This is a genomic window from Pseudomonas sp. LB3P31, assembly GCF_054897945.1.
Genome location: NZ_CM142710.1, coordinates 1,497,648 through 1,519,931, shown reverse-complemented (window position 1 = coordinate 1,519,931; position 22,284 = coordinate 1,497,648). Strand labels below are relative to the sequence as shown.

At 59.8% G+C, this 22,284-nt stretch carries 19 protein-coding genes; 14 read left to right on the top strand and 5 right to left on the bottom strand.

The genetic code is table 11. From position 1 onward, the window contains the following. Positions 1–2: 2 nt before the first annotated feature. From ACYZTK_RS06790 to rloA, 3 genes are read right to left on the bottom strand one after another with little or no spacing between them, the layout of a single operon-like run. Positions 3–989, bottom strand: a complete 987-nt coding sequence (locus ACYZTK_RS06790) for an alpha-L-glutamate ligase-like protein (RefSeq protein WP_462013733.1) — start codon at positions 987–989, stop codon at positions 3–5. Beyond that, positions 989–2,524 (bottom strand): osmotic stress tolerance membrane protein RloB, encoded by a 1,536-nt coding sequence (gene rloB / locus ACYZTK_RS06785; RefSeq protein ID WP_462013732.1) that lies wholly within the window; start codon positions 2,522–2,524, stop codon positions 989–991. The genes ACYZTK_RS06790 and rloB overlap by 1 nt, the downstream gene beginning before the upstream one ends. Positions 2,525–2,529: 5 nt before the next feature. Further along, the gene (gene rloA / locus ACYZTK_RS06780; protein WP_462013731.1) at positions 2,530–3,066 is read right to left on the bottom strand and encodes a retropepsin-like aspartic peptidase RloA; all 537 of its coding nucleotides are present in this window, start codon (positions 3,064–3,066) and stop codon (positions 2,530–2,532) included. Between the two features lie 302 nt (positions 3,067–3,368). Here rloA and ACYZTK_RS06775 point away from each other — a divergent pair, with 302 nt between their 5' ends. From ACYZTK_RS06775 to prpD, 6 genes are all read left to right on the top strand, one after another. Next, complete coding sequence (locus ACYZTK_RS06775) at positions 3,369–4,088, top strand: GntR family transcriptional regulator (RefSeq protein ID WP_462014866.1); 720 nt, start codon at positions 3,369–3,371, stop codon at positions 4,086–4,088. Further along, positions 4,085–4,975: a methylisocitrate lyase gene (gene prpB, locus ACYZTK_RS06770; protein WP_462013730.1), complete on the top strand. Its 891-nt coding sequence runs from the start codon at positions 4,085–4,087 to the stop codon at positions 4,973–4,975. Before ACYZTK_RS06775 ends, prpB begins: the two co-directional genes overlap by 4 nt. A 150-nt stretch (positions 4,976–5,125) precedes the next feature. Next, positions 5,126–6,253 (top strand): bifunctional 2-methylcitrate synthase/citrate synthase, encoded by a 1,128-nt coding sequence (gene prpC, locus ACYZTK_RS06765; RefSeq protein WP_462013729.1) that lies wholly within the window; start codon positions 5,126–5,128, stop codon positions 6,251–6,253. A 171-nt stretch (positions 6,254–6,424) separates the two neighbouring features. Continuing rightward, complete coding sequence (gene acnD / locus ACYZTK_RS06760) at positions 6,425–9,019, top strand: Fe/S-dependent 2-methylisocitrate dehydratase AcnD (RefSeq protein ID WP_462013728.1); 2,595 nt, start codon at positions 6,425–6,427, stop codon at positions 9,017–9,019. Between the two features lie 56 nt (positions 9,020–9,075). Further along, the gene (gene prpF, locus ACYZTK_RS06755) at positions 9,076–10,266 is read left to right on the top strand and encodes a 2-methylaconitate cis-trans isomerase PrpF (protein ID WP_462013727.1); all 1,191 of its coding nucleotides are present in this window, start codon (positions 9,076–9,078) and stop codon (positions 10,264–10,266) included. A 178-nt stretch (positions 10,267–10,444) separates the two neighbouring features. Further along, positions 10,445–11,929 (top strand): 2-methylcitrate dehydratase, encoded by a 1,485-nt coding sequence (gene prpD / locus ACYZTK_RS06750; RefSeq protein WP_462013726.1) that lies wholly within the window; start codon positions 10,445–10,447, stop codon positions 11,927–11,929. A 223-nt stretch (positions 11,930–12,152) separates the two neighbouring features. Here prpD and ppsR read toward each other — a convergent pair whose 3' ends face one another. Continuing rightward, on the bottom strand, positions 12,153–12,971 hold the full coding sequence (gene ppsR / locus ACYZTK_RS06745) for a posphoenolpyruvate synthetase regulatory kinase/phosphorylase PpsR (protein WP_462013725.1): 819 nt from the start codon (positions 12,969–12,971) through the stop codon (positions 12,153–12,155). 174 nt (positions 12,972–13,145) lie between these two features. On the opposite strand from ppsR, the gene ppsA reads away from it, so the two are divergent. The 8 genes from ppsA (at position 13,146) to ACYZTK_RS06705 (ending at position 21,398) form a co-directional block, all read left to right on the top strand. Next, complete coding sequence (ppsA, locus tag ACYZTK_RS06740) at positions 13,146–15,521, top strand: phosphoenolpyruvate synthase (RefSeq protein ID WP_462013724.1); 2,376 nt, start codon at positions 13,146–13,148, stop codon at positions 15,519–15,521. 291 nt (positions 15,522–15,812) lie between these two features. Then, complete coding sequence (locus tag ACYZTK_RS06735; RefSeq protein ID WP_462013723.1) at positions 15,813–16,802, top strand: alpha/beta fold hydrolase; 990 nt, start codon at positions 15,813–15,815, stop codon at positions 16,800–16,802. A 121-nt stretch (positions 16,803–16,923) separates the two neighbouring features. Continuing rightward, positions 16,924–17,415, top strand: a complete 492-nt coding sequence (rraA, locus tag ACYZTK_RS06730; protein ID WP_462013722.1) for a ribonuclease E activity regulator RraA — start codon at positions 16,924–16,926, stop codon at positions 17,413–17,415. 27 nt (positions 17,416–17,442) lie between these two features. Then, positions 17,443–18,438, top strand: coding sequence for a zinc transporter ZntB (locus ACYZTK_RS06725; protein WP_462013721.1), 996 nt, complete (start codon positions 17,443–17,445; stop codon positions 18,436–18,438). 63 nt (positions 18,439–18,501) lie between these two features. Then, entirely contained in the window at positions 18,502–18,750 is a 249-nt protein-coding gene (locus tag ACYZTK_RS06720) for a CrfX protein (protein ID WP_462013720.1), read from the top strand. A gap of 2 nt (positions 18,751–18,752) precedes the next feature. After that, positions 18,753–19,577, top strand: coding sequence for a mechanosensitive ion channel family protein (locus tag ACYZTK_RS06715; RefSeq protein ID WP_007916401.1), 825 nt, complete (start codon positions 18,753–18,755; stop codon positions 19,575–19,577). 88 nt (positions 19,578–19,665) lie between these two features. Beyond that, positions 19,666–20,256 (top strand): RNA polymerase sigma factor SigX, encoded by a 591-nt coding sequence (sigX, locus tag ACYZTK_RS06710; RefSeq protein ID WP_045060998.1) that lies wholly within the window; start codon positions 19,666–19,668, stop codon positions 20,254–20,256. Positions 20,257–20,363: 107 nt separating this feature from the next. After that, positions 20,364–21,398, top strand: coding sequence for an OmpA family protein (locus ACYZTK_RS06705; protein ID WP_462013719.1), 1,035 nt, complete (start codon positions 20,364–20,366; stop codon positions 21,396–21,398). A 112-nt stretch (positions 21,399–21,510) separates the two neighbouring features. Here ACYZTK_RS06705 and cobA read toward each other — a convergent pair whose 3' ends face one another. Next, positions 21,511–22,284, bottom strand: a complete 774-nt coding sequence (gene cobA / locus ACYZTK_RS06700) for a uroporphyrinogen-III C-methyltransferase (protein WP_462013718.1) — start codon at positions 22,282–22,284, stop codon at positions 21,511–21,513.

Genomic DNA, 22,284 nt, shown 5'->3' with positions numbered 1-22,284 from the left:
GATCAGCCCTCGACCGGTGGAATATGCCCAAACATCTCCTGCACAAACGCCACGCGCTCTTCGACCGTCTCGGTCACGCCGCGGGCCTTCAAGTCTGCCAGCCGTGCCTCGACCGCATGGGTGCGCAACGTCAGCCCGCAATCGTTGGCGATCTGGATGTTCAAACCCGGTCGGGCATTGAGCTCGAGAATCAGCGGGCCTTTTTCCTGGTCGAGCACCATGTCGACGCCGATGTAACCCAGCCCGCACAGCTCATAACAACCCGCCGCGAGTTTCATGAAGCCATCCCAGTAGGGCAACTGCACGCCATCGACCGCGTTGGTGGTGTCGGGGTGTTTGGTGATGATGTTGTTCAGCCAGGTGCCGCGCAGCGTCAGGCCGGTGGCCAGGTCGACACCCACGCCGATGGCGCCCTGGTGCAGGTTGGCCTTGCCGCCAGACTGGCGGGTCGGCAGGCGCAGCATGGCCATTACCGGGTATCCCATCAACACGATGATGCGGATGTCCGGCACGCCTTCGTAGCTGATGCTCTTGAAGATCTGGTCCGGGATCACCCGGTATTCGATCAGCGCCCGGTCGCGGTGACCGCCCAGGGAGTACAGGCCGGTGAGGATGCTGGAGATATGGTGCTCGATTTCCTCATGGCTGATGATCTTGCCGGACACCGTGCGATAGCGCCCCTCGAAACGGTCGGCAACCACAATAATGCCGTCACCGCCGGCGCCCTGTGCCGGTTTCACCACGAAGTCGGTGCGCCCGCCGATGATCTCGTCGAGCTTGTCGATTTCCTTCTCGGTGGAGATCACGCCATACAGCTCCGGTACGTGAATGCCGGCAGCGATCGCACGTTCCTTGGTGATGATCTTGTCATCGACAATCGGGTACAGGCTGCGCTTGTTGTACTTGAGCACGTAGTCCGCGTTGCGCCGATTGATGCCCATGATGCCCCGGGCTTCCAGGGCCTTCCAGGTCTTCCAGAAACCGAACATCAGGCGTCAGCCTTCTTCAGGAACGCCTTGAAGCGCACCAGTTCGGTCAGGCGGTAGCCGCGATAACGACCCATGGCCAGCATGAAGCCCACCAGAATCAGCAGGATCGCCGGGAAGGTGAACACGAAGTACACCAGCTCCGGCACGCTCATGATCAGGTGCGCCAGGGAGGCGGCGAACAGGGTACCAATCGCCACTTTCATGGCATGGCCGCCACCACGTTCTTCCCAGGTGATCGACAGGCGTTCGATGGTCATGGTCAGGATCACCATCGGGAACAGCGCGACCGACAGCCCGCGTTCCAGGCCGAGCTTGTGGCTGAACAGGCTGATTGCTGCAATCAGCACCACCACGAACGTCAGCACCACCGACAGCCTCGGCAGCATCTGCAGCTTCAGGTGTTCAAGGTAGGATCGAAGTGACAGCCCCAGTGCGGTGATGATGGTGAACAGGACGATGCCGAAGCCCAGCTGCGTCTCCCGGAAGGCCAGGGCGATCAGCACCGGGGTGAAGGTGCCGAGGGTCTGCAGGCCGATCAGGTTGCGCAGGATCAGGATCACCAGCACGCCGATCGGGATCATCACCATGATCATGAAGGTTTGCTGGGTCTGCAGCGGCAGGCCGTACAGCGAGTATTCGAGGAAGTTGGCGTCGGTGTTTTCATCCGTCAGCTTGGCCAGGCGAATGGCGTTCATTTCGCTGTTGTTCAGGCTGAAGGTGACGTTGGCTTTCTTGCCGCCATCGACGGTGATCAGGTTTTCATCGCCGGTCCACCACAGCAGGCGGTCGGTCGGCAGGCCCTGTTCGCCGGTTTCCGGGTTGAAGTACAGCCAGTCGGTGCCGTTGAAGCTGCGCAGCCACAATTCAGGGGTTTGCGGCTGGTCGGCCACCAGGCGGATGGTGTGCACCTTCTCGATCGGCACGTGGGCGATGGACAGCAGCGTTTCGACGATCCGCGCCTTGTGCACGGTGGACGGATCGCCGCCCAGCAGCAGTTTCACGTTGTCGTCGTTAACGTTGTTGACGCGCTTGATTGCCTCGCCAATAAAGGTCTCGACGTCCGCCGAATGCTGGCGAATCGGCGCGAGCAGGGCTTCAACGGCGATTTTTTCCGGGCCTTCGACGACGATGCTGTCGCGGAAAGTCGGGCCCTTGATCTTGGCTTTCTCACCGGTATAACGCTTGGTCAGCACCAGGCGGTAGTAAAGCGTCTGGTTGCCCTTGGCCCGGCGCGCAGACCAGGTGACCTTGCGGTTGCCGTCAACGCGGTTGACCGCCACGCCATAGTTGTTGGAGATGAAACTCTCGTTGAGGCTCACGTAGTCGCGGCTCAGCGGTGGCACGAACATCTGGATCTTGACCGGATCCTTGGCACTGGCGACGAACTCGACTTTGGCGTCGATGTTCCACAAGTCGTCGGTGGCGTCTTCGGTCACAGGAATGCCGAGCACGAAAATCTGATAGGCCGTAACTGAAATGCCCAGCACCACCAGGATGGCGATCAGGATTTTCAGATGGAGGGTAAGAGCGCGCATTGGAATTACTCTGCGGTATGTGCGTCGGTGGCGCAGGCGGGTTTGCCAGCAGCGTATTTAAGACTGGGATCGACCAGCGCGTCGAAGCGTTTCAGTGCTTCGGAGCCGATCAGGAGCGGGAATTGGAACGCACTTCGGTCGGTTAGGTTCACTTCGATGCTGCGTAAAGCCGAACCCATGCAGATATCCAGCTCGATCACCGGACGTGCAGTGTAGTTCTTGCCCTCTTCGGGGTCGAAGTCGCCAGCGCGACGCTTGATCTTGCTGACGCGGGCCAGTGGCCGTTCGATCGGATGCGAGTGCGCGGTGTCGATGGCCAGGTAAAAGCGTACCCAGGATTCACCGTTGCGCTTGAAGCGCTTGATGTCGCGGGCACTCAACGAGGCAGTCTTCGCGCCGGTGTCGAGCTTGGCCGCCACTTCGAGGTCGATGCCATTGAGGGACGCGTATTCGTTGAGGCCGTAAACGGTCTTTTCCCCCGCGACGGCAGCGCCGGGCAGGCAAAGTAGACAAAGAAAGGTGGAGAAGGGCTTGAGTCTCATAAATCCTGGGGCGCAGCGGTCCGTGTATCGATTCTAGGCCCTGGCATCGCTGCGCAAGCTCCCTCGTACGCCCACCATCTTTTGATGACAGGCAGTGCAGATGTCACAAACAAATGCGGGCGGCATTCTAGCACGGTGGTTTTATGGCGCCAGCGCTGGCAGGGGGCTATAACCTTTAGTGCCGCTTCAGAGTGTTACGAGCGCTTATTAGACGATTGTCGACAATATCCATATTTCCTTTGACTGTTACTGCGCTATTCGCTAGTTTTTGCGGCATCAGCTTTCAAGGTGTCGACAATATGCTGGATCAACTCGATCCCCCGGTCATAACGCAGGACGATTCGGAGACATTGTCCGAGAACGTCTTCCGGCGTATCCAGGCGGCCATCGTCAAGGGTGAGATCGCCCCGGGCAGCAAGATCTCCGAGCCGGAGCTGGCGCGCACCTATGGCATCAGCCGCGGTCCGCTGCGCGAGGCGATCCATCGCCTGGAAGGCCAACGCCTGCTGGTGCGCGTGCCGCACGTCGGTGCGCGAGTCGTTTCGCTTAATCACGCCGAGTTGCTGGAACTCTACGAAATTCGCGAGTCTCTCGAAGGCATGGCCTGCCGCCTGGCAGCTGAACGCATGACCCTGGAAGAAATCGACGAGCTGCGCCGGGTCCTCGAAACCCATGAGCGCGACGAAGCGTTCCAGGCCGGTATCGGTTACTACCAGCAGGAAGGCGATTTCGATTTCCACTACCGGATCATCCAGGGCAGTGGTAACCGCACCCTGACGCAGATGCTCTGCGGCGAGTTGTATCAACTGGTGCGCATGTACCGCATGAAGTTCTCCACCACGCCCAACCGCCCGCACCAGGCGTTCGCCGAACACCACCGAATTCTCGATGCCATCGCCGACCGTGACGGTGAACTGGCCGAGTTGTTGATGCGTCGTCACATCGGCGCCTCCAAACGCAATATCGCCCGTCACTACCAGGACGGCGCCAATAAGACAGCCACTGAACGAGGTGAGTCATGAGTTCCAACAAGAGCACTCCAGGCCAGCGTTTCCGCGATGCGGTCGCCAGCGAGCATCCGCTGCAAGTCGTCGGCGCGATCAACGCCAACCATGCATTGCTGGCCAAGCGCGCCGGTTTCAAGGCCATCTACCTGTCGGGTGGCGGGGTAGCGGCTGGCTCCCTCGGTGTGCCGGATCTGGGTATTACCGGCCTGGATGACGTGCTGACCGACGTGCGCCGCATCACCGACGTCTGCGACCTGCCGCTGCTGGTGGACGTGGACACCGGTTTCGGTTCCTCGGCGTTCAACGTCGCCCGTACCGTCAAGTCGATGATCAAGTTCGGCGCCGCAGCGATTCATATCGAGGACCAGGTCGGCGCCAAGCGCTGCGGCCATCGTCCTAACAAGGAGATCGTGTCGCTGCAGGAAATGGTCGACCGGATCAAGGCCGCCGTCGATGCCCGCACCGATGACAGCTTCGTGATCATGGCGCGCACCGACGCCCTGGCCGTCGAGGGCCTGGAGTCAGCTCTGGATCGCGCTGCGGCGTGCGTCGAGGCGGGCGCCGACATGATCTTCCCCGAAGCCATCACCGAACTGGAGATGTACAAGGTGTTCGCCAACCGCGTGAAAGCGCCGATCCTGGCCAACATCACCGAATTCGGCGCAACGCCGCTGTACACCACCGAGCAGTTGGCCGGCGCGGATGTATCGCTGGTGCTGTATCCGCTGTCGGCGTTCCGTGCGATGAACAAGGCGGCGGAAAATGTCTACACCGCGATCCGTCGCGACGGCACGCAACAGAACGTCATCGACACCATGCAGACTCGCATGGAGCTCTACGATCGCATCGATTACCACACGTTCGAGCAGAAGCTTGATGCGTTGTTTGCTGCTAAAAAATGAAGATCAAAAGATCGCAGCCTCGTTTCACTTGGCAGCTCCTACGGGAATGTCGTCGAACGTGGTCGATGTAGGAGCTGCCGAAGGCTGCGATCTTTTTGGCATTAACCAAATTTGCCGATTCCCTAACAAATTCAAAAATTGGAGACAGCAATGGCCGAAGCAAAAGTACTCAGTGGCGCCGGGCTCCGTGGTCAGGTTGCCGGGCAAACCGCACTGTCCACCGTAGGCCAGTCGGGCGCTGGCCTGACCTATCGCGGCTACGACGTTCGCGAACTGGCAGCTGACGCGCAATTCGAAGAAGTGGCGTACCTGCTGCTTTACGGCGAACTGCCGACCCAGGCACAGCTCAATGCTTACCAGGACAAGCTGGGCAAGCTGCGTGACCTGCCGCAAGCGCTGAAAGAAGTGCTGGAACGCATCCCCGCCGACGCCCACCCGATGGACGTGATGCGCACCGGCTGCTCGTTCCTGGGCAACCTCGAACCGGAGCAAGACTTCTCCGAGCAGCACGACAAGACCGACCGCCTGCTGGCCGCTTTCCCGGCGATCATGTGCTACTGGTATCGCTACAGCCACGACGGCAAGCGCATTAGCTGCGTGAGCGACGAGCCTTCCATCGGCGGGCACTTCCTGCACCTGCTGCACAGCAAGAAGCCGAGCGAACTGCACGTCAAGGTGATGAACGTGTCGCTGATCCTCTACGCGGAACACGAGTTCAACGCCTCGACCTTCACTGCGCGGGTGTGTGCTTCGACCCTGTCCGATCTGTACTCGTGCATCACTGCCGCCATCGGTTCGCTGCGCGGCCCGCTGCACGGTGGTGCCAACGAAGCGGCGATGGAAATGATCGAGCGCTTCAGCTCGCCGGAAGAGGCAATCAAGGGCACCCTCGGCATGCTCGAGCGCAAGGACAAGATCATGGGCTTCGGTCATGCGATCTATAAGGACAACGATCCGCGCAACGAGGTGATCAAGGGCTGGTCGAAAAAGCTCGCCGAAGAAGTCGGTGACACCGTGTTGTTCCCGGTTTCCGAAGCGATCGACAAGACCATGTGGGAGCAGAAGAAACTGTTTCCGAACGCCGACTTCTACCATGCGTCGACGTACCACTTCATGGGCATCCCGACCAAGTTGTTCACGCCGATCTTCGTCTGTTCGCGCCTGACCGGCTGGGCGGCGCACGTGTTCGAGCAACGCGCCAACAACCGCATCATCCGCCCGAGCGCCGAGTACACCGGCGTCGAACAGCGCAAGTTCGTGCCAATCGAACAACGCTGAATGGTGGGGGGCAGCCCCGATCCGCAATCCCTGTAGGAGCTGCCGCAGGCTGCGATCTTTTGATCTTGATCTCAAGAAAACAAAGTCAAAAGATCGCAGCCTGCGGCAGCTCCTACAGGGGATCGGCATGAAAACCCACCTTCTGAAAATACCGTGACCGAGTCCCTGACGATGAACACTGAATTCCGCAAACAGCTGCCCGGCAGCCATCTGGATTACTTCGACGTCCGTGCGGCTGTCGAGGCCATCCAGCCTGGTGCCTACGACACCCTGCCATACACCTCCCGCGTCCTCGCCGAAAACCTGGTGCGTCGCTGCGACCCGGCCACGCTTACCGAATCCCTCAAGCAGTTCATCGAGCGCAAACGCGACCTCGACTTCCCGTGGTTTCCCGCCCGCGTGGTGTGCCACGACATTCTCGGCCAGACTGCACTGGTCGACCTCGCCGGCCTGCGCGACGCCATCGCCCTGCAAGGCGGTGACCCGGCGCAAGTCAACCCGGTGGTGCCGACTCAATTGATCGTCGACCACTCCCTGGCGGTCGAGCGCGGTGGTTTCGATCCGGAGGCGTTTGAGAAGAACCGCGCCATCGAAGACCGGCGCAACGAAGACCGTTTCCACTTCATCAACTGGACCAAAAAAGCCTTCAAGAACGTTGATGTGATCCCGCCTGGCAACGGCATCATGCACCAGATCAACCTGGAGAAAATGTCTCCGGTGATCCAGGTGCGCGACGGTGTAGCGTTCCCCGATACCTGCGTCGGCACCGACAGTCACACCCCGCACGTCGATGCGCTGGGCGTGATCGCCATCGGCGTCGGTGGCCTGGAAGCCGAGAGCGTCATGCTCGGACGTGCGTCGTGGATGCGCCTGCCGGAAAGCGTTGGCGTCGAGCTCACCGGCAAGCTGCAACCGGGCATCACCGCCACCGACATGGTGCTGGCCCTGACCGAGTTCCTGCGCAAGCAGAAAGTGGTCGGCGCCTGGCTGGAATTCTTCGGTGAAGGCGCATCGAGGCTGACCCTCGGCGACCGTGCAACCATCTCTAACATGGCCCCGGAATACGGCGCCACCGCAGCGATGTTCTACATCGACCAGCAGACCATCGACTACCTCAAACTCACCGGTCGTGAAGACGAGCAGGTGCAGTTGGTCGAGCACTACGCCAAGACTACCGGTCTGTGGGCGGACAGCCTCAAGCACGCCCAATACGAGCGCGGCCTGAGCTTCGACCTGTCGTCGGTGGTGCGCAACATGGCCGGCCCGAGCAACCCGCACGCGCGGGTTGCCACATCGGATCTGGCTGCCCAAGGCATCTCTGGCCAGTGGACCGAAGTGCCTGGCCAGATGCCAGACGGCGCAGTGATCATCGCCGCCATCACCAGCTGCACCAACACCAGCAACCCGCGCAACGTGATCGCCGCCGGCCTGTTGGCGCGCAACGCGAACAAGCTCGGATTGACCCGCAAGCCATGGGTCAAATCGTCCCTGGCCCCGGGTTCGAAAACCGTCGCGCTGTACCTCGACGAAGCCGGGCTGACCAGTGAACTGGAGCAACTTGGTTTCGGCATCGTCGCCTTCGCCTGCACCACCTGCAACGGTATGTCTGGCGCACTCGATCCGGTGATCCAGCAAGAGATCATCGACCGTGATTTGTATGCGACCGCTGTGCTCTCCGGCAACCGCAACTTCGACGGGCGGATTCACCCGTACGCCAAGAATGCGTTCCTCGCTTCGCCACCTTTGGTGGTTGCTTACGCCATCGCCGGGACCATTCGTTTCGACATCGAAAAAGATGTGCTGGGCGTGGTCGACGGCAAGGAAATCCGCTTGAAGGACATCTGGCCAAGCGACGAAGAAATCGACGCAGTGGTGAAAGCCTCGGTCAAGCCGGAGCAGTTCCGCCAGGTCTACATCCCGATGTTTGCCATCCACGAAGACACCGGCCCGAAAGTAACGCCGCTGTACGACTGGCGCGAGATGAGCACCTACATTCGTCGCCCGCCGTATTGGGAAGGTGCGCTGGCCGGCGCGCGTCCGCTCAAGGGCATGCGCCCGCTGGCGGTGCTGCCGGACAACATCACCACCGATCACCTGTCGCCATCGAACGCGATCATGCTCGACAGCGCCGCCGGCGAATACCTGGCAAAAATGGGCTTGCCGGAAGAAGACTTCAACTCTTACGCGACTCATAGGGGCGACCATTTAACTGCGCAACGTGCAACCTTCGCCAACCCGAAACTGTTCAACGAAATGGTCCGGGAAAACGGCAAGGTCAAGCAGGGTTCCCTGGCGCGCGTCGAGCCCGAAGGCCAGGTGATGCGCATGTGGGAAGCGATCGAAACCTACATGGAGCGCAAACAGCCGCTGATCATTATTGCCGGTGCCGACTACGGCCAGGGTTCGTCCAGGGACTGGGCGGCCAAGGGCGTGCGCCTGGCCGGAGTGGAGGCGATTGCCGCTGAAGGTTTCGAGCGCATTCACCGCACTAACCTGGTGGGCATGGGCGTGTTGCCGCTGGAGTTCAAGCCGGGCACCGACCGTCACACCCTGGCGATCGATGGCAGCGAAACCTATGACGTGCTTGGCGAGCGCACACCGCGTGCCGAGCTGACGCTGGTGATTCATCGCAAGAACGGCGAGCGCGTCGATGTGCCGGTGACTTGCCGCCTTGATACCGCTGAAGAAGTGTCGATCTACGAGGCCGGGGGCGTGCTGCAACGCTTCGCCCAGGACTTCCTCGAAGAATCGGCAGTCGCCGTCTAAAACACGCTGTGCGGGCCGGGGATTTTCAGTCCTCGGCCCGCCTTACAGGAGCACCAATGGCTCACGTACCGCAAATTAAAATCCCTGCCACGTACATGCGCGGCGGCACCAGCAAAGGCGTGTTTTTCAGCCTCAAGGACCTGCCCGAAGTCGCACAGATTGCGGGCCCCGCTCGTGATGCCTTGCTGCTACGGGTGATCGGCAGCCCCGATCCGTACGACAAGCAGATCGACGGCATGGGCGGCGCCACTTCCAGCACCAGCAAAACCGTGATCCTGTCGAAAAGCATCAAGGCTGATCATGACGTCGATTACCTGTTCGGTCAGGTGTCGATCGACAAGCCTTTTGTCGACTGGAGCGGCAACTGCGGCAACCTGTCGGCAGCGGTCGGTTCGTTCGCCATCAGCAACGGCCTGGTCGACGCCAGCCGCATCCCGCACAACGGCGTGGCGGTGGTGCGCGTGTGGCAAGCCAACATCGGCAAGACCATCATCGCCCATGTGCCGATCACCAACGGCGAAGTCCAGGAAACCGGCGATTTCGAACTCGACGGGGTGACCTTTCCGGCCGCTGAAGTGCAGGTCGAATTCATCGATCCGGCAGCGGAAGAAGAGGGCGGCGGCGGTTCGATGTTCCCTACCGGCAACCTGGTGGACGACCTCGAAGTACCCGGCGTCGGGACGTTCAAGGCGACCATGATCAACGCCGGCATCCCGACCATTTTCGTCAACGCGCAAGACATCGGCTACACCGGCACCGAGTTGCAGGGTGCGATCAATGGCGAGCCGAAAGCCCTGGCGATGTTCGAGACCATTCGTGCCTACGGTGCACTGCGCATGGGCCTGATCAAGGACCTGAGTGAAGCGGCCACCCGGCAGCACACCCCCAAGGTCGCCTTCGTTGCACCGCCGGCGGACTACGTGGCGTCCAGCGGCAAGGCGATCAAGGCGGGCGATGTCGACCTGCTGGTGCGTGCGTTGTCGATGGGCAAGTTGCACCACGCGATGATGGGCACGGCGGCGGTGGCCATCGGTACGGCGGCGGCGATTTCCGGCACGTTAGTGAACCTCGCTGCGGGCGGCACCGAACGCAATGCCGTGCGCTTCGGCCATCCGTCCGGCACCTTGCGCGTCGGCGCCGAGGCCAGCCAGGTCAACGGCGCATGGACCGTCAACAAAGCCATCATGAGCCGCAGCGCGCGGGTGTTGATGGAAGGTTTCGTTCGCGTGCCGGGTGATTGTTTCTAGATGCACACCCCCCCGTAGGAGCTGCCGAAGGCTGCGATCTTTTGATCTTGCTCTTAAAAAACAAGATCAAAAGATCGCAGCCTTCGGCAGCTCCTACGGGGAACGCATTCCAAAAATAGTAAAATTTAGTCCTGAACAGACGTCCCCATCAACGAACCACCTCACGAGTGAATCGAACATGAGCGCCAACGTCGACCAGAACAACCGCCCCGACTACGACAGCGTCCTGCAGGACATCGCCGACTACGTCCTCAACTTCAGGATCGAATCCCCGGAAGCCCTCGACACCGCCCGCAACTGCCTGATCGACACCCTCGGCTGCGGTCTCCTGGCCCTGCGTTTCCCCGAATGCACCAAGCACCTTGGCCCAATTGTCGAAGGCACCGTTGTGCCGTTCGGCGCCCGGGTGCCGGGCACCAGCTACCGTCTCGATCCCGTCAAGGCCGCCTGGGACATCGGCTGCATCGTGCGCTGGCTCGACTACAACGACACCTGGCTCGCCGCCGAGTGGGGTCATCCGTCCGATAATCTCGGCGGCATCCTCGCGGTCGCCGATCACCTTTCGCAAAAGCGCCAGGCCAATGGCGATGCACCTCTGACCATGCGCGCAGTCCTCGAGGCCATGATCATGGCCCACGAAATCCAGGGCGTGATCGCCCTGGAAAACTCCTTCAATCGAGTCGGCCTCGATCACGTCATCCTAGTCAAAGTCGCCTCGACCGCCGTCACTGCCAAACTCATGGGCGCCAATCGCGAGGAACTGTTGTCCGCCTTGTCCCACGCCTTCGCCGATGGCCAGACGCTGCGCACCTACCGGCATGCGCCAAATGCCGGATCGCGCAAATCCTGGGCCGCAGGCGATGCCAGCAGTCGCGGAGTGCGCCTGGCGGATATCGCCATGCGCGGCGAGATGGGCATTCCCGGAGTGCTGACGGCCAAACAGTGGGGTTTCTACGACGTACTGTTCAGCCACACCAACAACGATCTGGCGCTGAAACCCGAAGACAGGCGCGCTTTCAGTTTCTCGCAGCCCTACGGCAGCTACGTCATGGAAAACGTCCTGTTCAAGATCAGTTTTCCCGCCGAATTCCACGCGCAAACCGCCTGCGAAGCGGCGGTGACCCTGCATCCCCAAGTGCGAAATCGCCTGCACGAAATCGACCGCATCGTCATCACCACCCATGAATCGGCGATCCGCATCATCTCCAAGGTCGGCCCGCTGGCCAATGCCGCCGATCGCGATCACTGCATCCAGTACATGACCGCCGTACCCCTGGCATTTGGCAATCTGGTGGCGGAGCAATACGAAGACGATTTCCACGCGGCGCATCCGATCATTGATGTGCTGCGCGAGAAAATGGTTATCGTCGAAAACCCGCAGTACACCCGTGAATACCTGGAGGCCGACAAGCGTTCCATCGCCAATGCGATCCAGGTGTTTTTCAAGGACGCAACCAGCACGCCGAACGTGGTGGTGGAGTACCCGATCGGCCATCGTCGTCGACGTGTCGAAGGTATTCCGTTGCTGGAGGACAAATTCAAGGCCAATCTGGCGACCCGGTTCACTGGGCAACGCAGCGAAGAGATTTTCGCGTTGTGCAAGGATCAGGTAAAGCTGGAAGCGACACCGGTGAACCGGTTTGTGGATTTGTTTGTTATCTGATGGACCGCGTTATCGTTCATCGCGGGCAAGCCTTGCTCCCACAGGGTTTAGTGGTGCAAGCCTTGTTCCCACAGGGCTTAGTGGTGCAAGCCTTGTTCCCACAGGGTTTAGTGGTGCAAGCCTTGCTCCCACGGGGTTTTGTAGTGAATGCAAAGTCTGCGAACAACAATACTCTGTGGGAGCAAGGCTTGCCCGCGATGGCAATAGAGCAGGCGCCACAAGGTTATTTGAAACGCCGCTCAACCCCTTTCTCCACGAGGATCTTCGCGGAGATCTCTTCAACGGAAAAGTGCGTGGAATTGATGTGCGCAATATTTTCGCGACGGAATAGGTTCTCCACCTCGCGCACTTCGAATTCGCACTGGGCGTAACTCGAATAACGGCTGTTGGGCTTGCGCTCGTTGCGGATCGCGGTGAGGCGGTCGGGGTCAATGGTCAGGCCGAACAGTTTGTGCTGGTGGGCGCGCAGCGCGGCGGGCAGCTTCAGGGCTTCCATGTCGTCTTCGGTCAGCGGGTAGTTGGCCGCGCGGATGCCGAATTGCATTGCCATGTACAAGCAGGTCGGAGTCTTGCCGCAGCGCGAAACGCCTACCAGGATCAGGTCGGCCTTGTCGTAATAGTGCGTGCGGGCGCCGTCGTCGTTGTCCAGGGCGAAGTTGACCGCCTCGATGCGTTCCATGTAATTGGAGTTGGTGCCGATCGAATGGGATTTGCCGACGGTGTAGGAAGAATGCTCGGTCAGTTCCTGTTCCAGAGGCGCCAGGAAGGTCGAGAAAATGTCGATCATGAAACCATTGGAGGTCGCGAGGATCTCACGAATGTCCTGATTGACGATGGTGTCGAAGATGATCGGCCGGAAGCCGTCAGTTTCGGCGGCTTTGTTGATTTGTTGTACCATGGCCCGCGCTTTATCCACGTTGTCGATGTACGGTCGCGTGAATTTGCTGAAGGTAATGTTTTCGAACTGCGCCAGGAGGCTTTGGCCCAGGGTTTCGGCTGTGATGCCGGTGCCGTCGGAAATAAAGAAAGCAGATCGTTTCATTTGCACCTTGGGCCTTAAGCTCGTGACGATTCTTGGATATGATAGGCGCGATTTGTCGGCCGCCAATGGCCCGCATTCTCACTTATTTTCCAGGTCCAGGCCATACAGCTGGCAAACGCTCCTCTGAGCAGCCGGCTTCTGAGCTTTTCCAACACAGTTAGTGGAGAGATCACCTTGGTAGAGTACGTAGTTTCCCTCGATAAGCTCGGCAAACACGATGTTGAGCATGTGGGGGGCAAGAACGCATCCCTGGGCGAGATGATCAGCAACCTTGCAGGTGCCGGTGTATCGGTGCCCGGTGGCTTCGCCACGACAGCTCAGGCTTATCGTGATTTTCTGGAACTGAGCGGCCTGAACGAGCAGATCCATGCCGCCCTCGACGCCCTGGACGTCGACGATGTCAACGCGCTCGCCAAGACCGGCGCACAGATCCGTCAGTGGATCATGGAAGCCGAGTTCCCCGAGAAGCTCAACGCCGAGATCCGCACCGCGTTCGCCGCGCTGTCGGCCGGCAACCCTGACATGGCCGTGGCCGTGCGCTCTTCCGCTACCGCCGAAGACTTGCCCGATGCCTCCTTTGCCGGTCAGCAGGAAACCTTCCTGAACATCCGTGGCGTCGAAAACGTCATTCGCGCCGCCAAAGAGGTGTTCGCTTCGCTGTTCAACGACCGTGCGATCTCCTACCGCGTGCACCAGGGCTTCGACCACAAGCTGGTTGCCCTGTCGGCCGGCGTGCAGCGTATGGTCCGCTCCGAAACCGGCACTGCCGGCGTGATGTTCACCCTCGATACCGAATCGGGCTTCCGTGACGTGGTGTTCATCACCGGCGCCTACGGCCTGGGTGAAACCGTCGTGCAAGGCGCGGTGAACCCGGATGAGTTCTACGTCCACAAGGGCACGCTGGAGGCCGGTCGTCCGGCCATCCTGCGTCGCAACCTGGGCAGCAAGGCCATCAAGATGATTTACGGCGAAGTCGCCACGGCCGGCAAGTCGGTGAAAACCATCGACGTCGACAAGGCTGATCGCGCGCGTTTCTGCCTGAGCGACGCCGAAGTCAGCGAGCTGGCTAAACAAGCGATGATCATCGAGAAGCACTACCAGTGCCCGATGGACATCGAATGGGCCAAAGACGGTGACGACGGCAAGCTGTACATCGTGCAGGCGCGTCCGGAAACCGTGAAGAGCCGCACCCAGGCCAACGTCATGGAACGTTACCTGTTGAAAGAGACCGGCACCGTGCTGGTGGAAGGTCGTGCCATCGGCCAGCGCATCGGCGCCGGCAAAGTACGCATCATCAAGGACGTGTCCGAGATGGACAAGGTCCAGCCAGGTGACGTACTGGTTTCCGACATGACCGACCCCGATTGGGAACCGGTGATGAAGCGCGCCAGCGCCATCGTCACCAACCGTGGCGGTCGTACCTGCCACGCCGCGATCATCGCTCGCGAGCTGGGCATTCCGGCCGTGGTCGGTTGCGGCAACGCCACCCAACTGTTGAAAGACGGCCAGGGTGTGACTGTTTCCTGCGCCGAAGGCGATACCGGCTACATCTTCGAAGGCGAGCTGGGTTTCGACATCAAGAAAAACTCCGTTGATGCCATGCCTGACCTGCCGTTCAAGATCATGATGAACGTCGGCAACCCGGACCGCGCATTCGACTTCGCGCAACTGCCGAACGCCGGTGTGGGCCTGGCCCGTCTGGAATTCATCATCAACCGCATGATCGGCGTGCACCCTAAAGCACTGCTGAACTACGACGGCCTGCCACAGGACATCAAGGACAGCGTCGACAAGCGCATCGCCGGTTACGACGATCCGGTTGGCTTCTATGTCGATAAACTGGTTGAAGGCATCAGCACCCTGGCCGCTGCGTTCACCCCGAAGAAGGTCATCGTGCGTCTGTCGGACTTCAAGTCCAACGAATACGCGAACCTGATCGGCGGCAAGCTCTACGAGCCGGAAGAGGAAAACCCGATGCTGGGCTTCCGTGGCGCCTCGCGTTACATCAGCGAAGCGTTCCGCGATTGCTTCGAGCTTGAGTGCCGCGCGCTCAAGCGCGTGCGCAACGAGATGGGCCTGACCAACGTCGAAATCATGGTGCCATTCGTCCGTACCCTGGGCGAAGCGAGCCAGGTGATCGATCTGCTGGCCGAAAACGGCCTGGCCCGCGGCGAGAACGGTCTGCGCATCATCATGATGTGCGAACTGCCCTCCAACGCGATCCTCGCTGAAGAGTTCCTTGAGTTCTTCGACGGCTTCTCCATCGGTTCCAACGACCTGACCCAGCTGACCCTGGGCCTGGACCGTGACTCCGGGATCATCGCGCACCTGTTCGACGAGCGTAACCCGGCGGTGAAGAAGCTGCTGGCCAACGCCATTGCCGCCTGTAACAAGGCCGGCAAGTACATCGGCATTTGCGGTCAGGGCCCTTCGGACCACCCGGACCTGGCCAAGTGGCTGATGGAGCAGGGCATCGAAAGCGTCTCGCTGAATCCGGACTCTGTATTGGAAACCTGGTTCTTCCTGGCGGAAGGGCAAGCCCAGGCGTGATGGTGTGAACAGGTAGCTCTGTGGGAGCAAGGCCTGTGGGAGCAAGGGTTGTGAGAGCAAGGTCTGGGAGTACAGCCTGTGGGAGCAAGGCTTGCCCGCGATGGCTTCTTCAAAGTCGCCATCGCCAGCAAGCTGTGCTCCCACAGGGCTTGCCCCCACAGAATGTGCTCCCACAGGGCTTGCTCCAACAGAATTTGTTCCCACAGGCTTTGCACCCACAGGGGGAGCCTGTTTTTAGATTCATGTAGGGCGGGCTCCTCTGGAAGCCGCCCTTTTTTGTGCAAGAGCATTATGCAAAGCAGCAGCAACCTATTTCCTGTCGCCCTGATCAGCGCCGAACGACGCGGTGATCTGAGCGAAGACGTCTACCGTGTAAAGCCCGGCAACAGCCCTGACGGCACCGTCGAGCTGGCCGTGACGCGTCTCGGCATGGCCGATGAACCTGCGTTGCGCGGGGTGCCGGTGATTTTGTTGCACGGCAGTTTTTCCAACCGCCGATTCTGGTTTTCCCCGAAAGGCCTGGGGTTGGGTGCTTATCTGACTCGCCTGGGTTTTGATGTGTGGATCCCGGAAATGCGCGGCCACGGCCTGTCGCAGCGCAATCAGGGTTATCGCCAAAACCGCGTGGCCGACTACGCCCGCTACGACTTGCCGGCCATCGGTGCCTTCGTGCGCGAGCAGAGCGGCCAGGCGCCGCACTGGATCGGCCACTCCCTGGGTGGCATCACCCTGGCCGCAGCGTTGGGTGGTCAATACATCGACGAGTCCGTCGTGGCGTCTGCGGCATTCTTCGGAACCCAGGTCAGCCGCACGTACTGGCCATTGAAGATTCCGCCGGTGGAGTGGAGCGGGCGCTTCATTCTCAAGCGTTTTGCCCAGCTGTCCGGATCCAGGCTCAAGCGCGGCCCGGAGGACGAGCCGATCGGCCTGGCCCTGGAGAGCATGCGCTGGTACGGCCTGTTCGGACGTTTCGGCGATGCGGACAAGGATTGGTGGGCTGGCCTGGCCGACGTGCAGTTGCCGGTGCTGGCCGTCAGCGCAGCAGGCGATCATCAGGACCCGGCGTGGGCCTGTCGCAAGTTGTTCGACCAGATCGGCTCGGCACAGAAACAGTTCGTCAATCTGGGACGCGACCAGGGTTTTGCCGATAATTTCGGTCACGTCGAAATGCTCGTCAGCAAAGCGGCGCAGGTTGAGGTGTGGCCGCTGGTGGCACGCTGGCTGGCTGATCAGCAGGTCCCGCTACAGGGTGACAACCCGGATTTCGCCGCAGCGGTCTGAGCCCGATGCTCTATCAAGGGCATTTCGCTTGCTTCGGGTTGCGGCTAAGATATGACGCATCAAGCTTTTCTGGTCACTTTGCGACATCCTCGATTGTCTTCCTCTTTACAGGAGTTTCTCGATGAACCATTACCTTACGCCTGACTTGTGCGACGCCTATCCGGAACTGGTCCAGGTGCTGGAACCGATGTTCAGCAATTTCGGTGGCCGTGATTCCTTCGGCGGCGAGATCGTGACCGTCAAGTGCTTCGAAGATAACTCCCGGGTTAAAGAGCAGGTCGAGCTGGACGGGAAGGGCAAGGTGATGGTGGTCGACGGTGGCGGCTCCCTGCGACATGCATTGCTGGGTGACATGCTGGCCGAGAAAGCCGCGAAAAACGGTTGGGAAGGGCTGGTGATCTACGGCTGCATCCGCGACGTGGATATCATTGCGCAGACCGATCTGGGCGTTCAGGCGCTCGCCAGTCACCCACGCAAATCCGACCGGCGAGGAGTCGGCGAAATCAACGTCCCGGTGACCTTTGCTGGTGTGACGTTCCGACCGGGCGAATACATCTATGCGGACAACAACGGCGTGATCATCTCGCCAAGCCCGCTGCAGATGCCTGAGTAACCGCGCACGACCAACATAGGGGTGAGGATGTTCGAGGAAGAAAACGCGCAGTGGGGGCTGGTACACGCCCTGGTGCTGGATGGAAAAGGCGGTGCGCGTTCGATAGCCCGGACTGAACTCGATGACTTGCAGCTGCAGGCCCATGAAAGCCTGTGGCTGCACTGGGACCGCAGTCACCCGCAAACCCAGACCTGGCTGCGCAAATACAGCGGCCTGACCGAGTTCAGCTGCGATCTGCTGCTGGAGGAGAACACCCGACCGCGCCTGTTGCCGCTGCCGGACTCCGAACTGCTGTTGTTCCTGCGCGGCATCAACCTCAACCCCGGAGCAGAGCCGGAAGACATGGTCTCGGTGCGCATTTTCGGCTCGGCGCAGCGGGTCATTTCCCTGCGCCTGCGGCCGTTGCGCGCCACCGATGAGCTGCTGGTGCAACTCGACGAAGGCAAGGGGCCGAAAACCGCTTCCGAACTCATCCTTTATATGGCCCAGTTCCTCACCAACAAAGTGCAGGATCTGGTCAGTTGCCTCTCCGAAGTCGTCGATGAGGAAGAAGAAAAGCTGGATGCCGACGAACGGTATACACCCGAGCACGGGGCCATTTTGCAGATCCGCCGCCGGGCTGCCGCGCTGAAACGATTCCTGGCGCCGCAGCGGGATATTTTTGGTCAGCTGACTCGGATAAAATTGCCCTGGTTTGTCGATGACGATGCCGATTACTGGAACGAATTGAACAACAGCCTGACCCGCTATCTAGAGGAGCTGGAGTTGACTCGGGAGCGGGTGGGGCTGGTCCTCGAGGCCGAAGATAGACGTTTGAGCGTGCGCATGAATCGCACGATGTACCGCTTCGGGATCATCACCGGGATCTTTTTGCCGATGAGTTTCCTGGCTGGCCTGCTGGGGATAAACGTTGGTGGAATTCCGTTCTCCGATAGCCCGTATGGCTTCCTGGTTGCCTGCCTGATGATGGTCTCGGTGGCGCTCGGGCAATGGTGGTTATTTCGTCGTTTGCGTTGGGTGTGACGATGCTTCATGTGACCCGGGCAAATTTGATCGCGTCTTTCACAGACATCACGAGAGGTGCGTATGCACGATCCGTTTGAACAGTCTTTGCGCGACATGCTCAACGCCTCACCGTCCACCCGGGACGACGATGCGTGCCTTGGGCGTGTATTGAAAACCGCCAACCGCCAGGTCGGCGCCGGTGATCTGTTCAGTCTGCTGGGCCGCTGGTTGCCCGCGCTGATGATCGCCTTGAATAACGGATCGGCGCATGTCTCGCCGGTTTCCCGTCACCGTAAACCTAGCGTTCGCACTGCTGATAAGGCTGATTGAATATGGAACTTGATCTCTGGACTCAGAGCCTCGTCACTGCAATGACTGCGTTATGGACCAAGGTTGCAAACTTCATCCCGAACCTGTTTGGCGCACTGGTTGTGCTGCTTCTGGGGTTCGTGGTGGCGAAGTTGTTGGATACGCTGCTCTCCAAATTGCTCGCCAAGCTGGGCCTCGATCGCCTGATGGGCGGCACCGGCCTGACCAAGCTGATGTCCCGTGCCGGGCTGCAGGTGCCGATCTCCACGCTGATCGGTAAAATAGTCTATTGGTTCGTCCTGCTAATATTTCTTGTCTCGGCTGCGGAATCTCTTGGACTTGAGCGAGTCTCAGCTACGCTGGATATGCTTGCGCTGTATTTGCCGAAAGTTTTTGGCGCCGCGCTGGTGTTGCTGGTGGGTGTGTTGCTGGCGCAACTGGCCAATGGGCTGGTGCGCGGCGCCGCTGAAGGTGTGGGGCTGGATTACGCATCGGGCCTGGGGCGGATCGCCCAAGGCCTGGTGATCATCATCAGTATCTCGGTGGCAATCAGCCAGTTGGAGGTCAAGACTGACCTGCTCAACCATGTGATTGTGATCGTTTTGATTACCGTTGGTCTGGCTGTAGCGCTGGCCATGGGCTTGGGAAGCCGGGAAATTGCCGGTCAGATTCTTGCTGGAATCTATGTGCGTGAGTTGTATCAGGTTGGGCAACAAGTGCGTGTTGGCGAGGTCGAAGGCCAGATCGAAGAGATCGGCACGGTTAAAACCACATTGCTGACCGACGAGGGTGAGCTAGTCTCTCTCTCCAATCGGATCCTCCTGGAGCAGCATGTGAGTAGCCGCTAACCCGGCAAACCCTGCTAATGTATGCCGCCGCAAATTGCCCTGGAAAGGGCTGCGGCGGACATTGACCTGACTGTCGGCCCGACTTGTTTTGAATAAAGCTCAATCGCTCTCCACGCGCTACGACCCCCGCGAGCTCTCTGATGAGGAGTTGGTCGCGCGCTCGCACACCGAGCTGTTTCACGTGACGCGCGCCTATGAAGAACTGATGCGGCGTTACCAACGAACATTATTTAACGTCTGTGCACGATATCTTGGGAACGATCGCGACGCAGACGATGTCTGTCAGGAAGTGATGTTGAAGGTGTTGTATGGCCTGAAGAACTTCGAGGGGAAATCGAAGTTCAAGACATGGCTCTACAGCATCACGTACAACGAATGCATCACGCAGTATCGCAAGGAACGGCGTAAGCGTCGCTTGATGGACGCGTTGAGTCTGGACCCCCTCGAGGAGGCATCTGAAGAAAAGATGCCCAAAGCCGAGGAAAAGGGTGGACTCGATCGCTGGCTGGTGTATGTGAACCCGATTGACCGTGAAATTCTGGTGCTACGATTTGTCGCAGAGCTTGAATTTCAGGAGATCGCAGACATCATGCACATGGGTTTGAGTGCAACAAAAATGCGTTACAAACGTGCTCTAGATAAATTGCGTGAGAAATTTGCAGGCGTGGCTGAAACTTAGTTCGACGCAAATATCTCTTACGTGTAGGCAAGTTCTGATAGACTTGCCGCCGAGTTGTCCCCCGGTTTGCGGGACTGCTTCACAATCACCAGATGGGGATTTAACGGATGAAACTGAAAAACACCTTGGGCTTGGCCATTGGTTCTCTTATTGCTGCCACTTCGTTCGGCGCTCTGGCACAAGGCCAAGGCGCAGTTGAAATCGAAGGCTTCGCTAAGAAAGAACAATTCGACAGCGCTCGTAACTTCAAGAACGACGGCAACCTGTTCGGCGGTTCCGTTGGTTACTTCCTGACTGACGACGTTGAACTGCGTCTGGCCTACGACGAAGTGCACAACGTACGCGCCAACGATGGCAAGAACGTAAAAGGCGCTAACACCGCTCTGGACGCTCTGTACCACTTCAACAACCCAGGCGACATGCTGCGCCCTTACGTTTCGGCCGGTTTCTCCGACCAGAGCATCGACCAGAACGGTTCGAACGGTCGTAACCGTTCCACCTTCGCCAACGTTGGCGGCGGTGCAAAACTGTACTTCACCGAGAACTTCTACGCCCGTGCCGGCGTTGAAGCTCAGTACAACATCGACCAGGGCGACACCGAGTGGGCTCCAAGCGTCGGTATCGGTGTGAACTTCGGTGGCGGCTCCAAGCCTGCTGCTGCTCCAGTTCCAGCACCAGCTGAAGTCTGCTCCGACAGCGACAACGATGGCGTTTGCGACAACGTTGACAAGTGCCCGGACACCCCAGCCAACGTAACTGTTGACGCTGACGGCTGCCCAGCAGTTGCTGAAGTTGTTCGTGTAGAGCTGGACGTTAAGTTCGATTTCGACAAATCTGTTGTTAAAACCAACAGCTACGGCGACATCAAGAACCTGGCTGACTTCATGAAGCAGTACCCATCCACCAGCACCACTGTTGAAGGTCACACTGACTCCGTCGGTCCTGACGCTTACAACCAGAAACTGTCCGAGCGTCGTGCAAACGCCGTTAAGCAAGTTCTGACCAACCAGTACGGTGTTGAGTCGTCCCGCGTTCAGTCCGTTGGCTACGGCGAATCCCGCCCAGTTGCTGACAACGCTACTGACGCTGGCCGCGCTGTAAACCGTCGCGTAGAAGCGCAGGTTGAAGCTAACGCTAAGTAATTAGCGCGTAGCTCTGAGGAAAGCCCGGCTTAGGCCGGGCTTTTCTTTGTCTGCGATTTGGGTTGATCCGGATTCTGCGATGCTCCTAAAAGATCGCAGCCTTCGGCAGCTCCTACAGGATTGGGTGACCACGCGAGGTACGCAGGCCCTCGTAGGAGCTGCCGAAGGCTGCGATCTTTTGATCTTTCGCCACAGCACCGATCACCAGAATCGCCGGGCTCTTCAATTCGAACGCACTGGCGTCCCGTTCCATGGCGCCCAGGTCGCTGCGGCACTCACGTTGATGCGCCAGGGAAGCGTTTTCGATCATGGCCACCGGCGTATGCGCCGTCATGCCGCCGGCGAGCAGCTGCTCACGGATCTCACTTAGTTTCGCCACCCCCATGTACACCACCAGGGTCGTGCCGCCTTGGGCCAAGGCCTGCCAATTCAGGTTGCTGCCATCCTGGGTATGCGCCGTCACCAGCGTCACTCCGCGCGCAACCCCGCGCAGGGTCAGCGGAATATCGCACTGCGTTGCTCCAGCCAGCCCGGCGGTGATGCCGTTTACCAGCTCGACCTCTACCCCGCGCTCGCGCAACCACTGCGCTTCCTCACCTCCACGTCCAAAAATGCACGGGTCGCCGCCCTTGAGCCGCACCACGCACTTGCCCTGGCGCGCGTAACGCAGCATCAGCCGATGGATAAACGCCTGTGGCGTGGAGCGACAGCCGCCGCGTTTGCCCACGGGGATGATTCGCGCTTGCGGGCAATGTTCGAGGACGGCGTCGTTGACCAGGTCATCGATCATCACCACATCCGCTTCGCGCAAGGCGCGTACCGCCTTGAGGGTCAGCAACTCCGGGTCGCCGGGACCTGCACCCACCAGCCAGACTTTTGCGCTCAT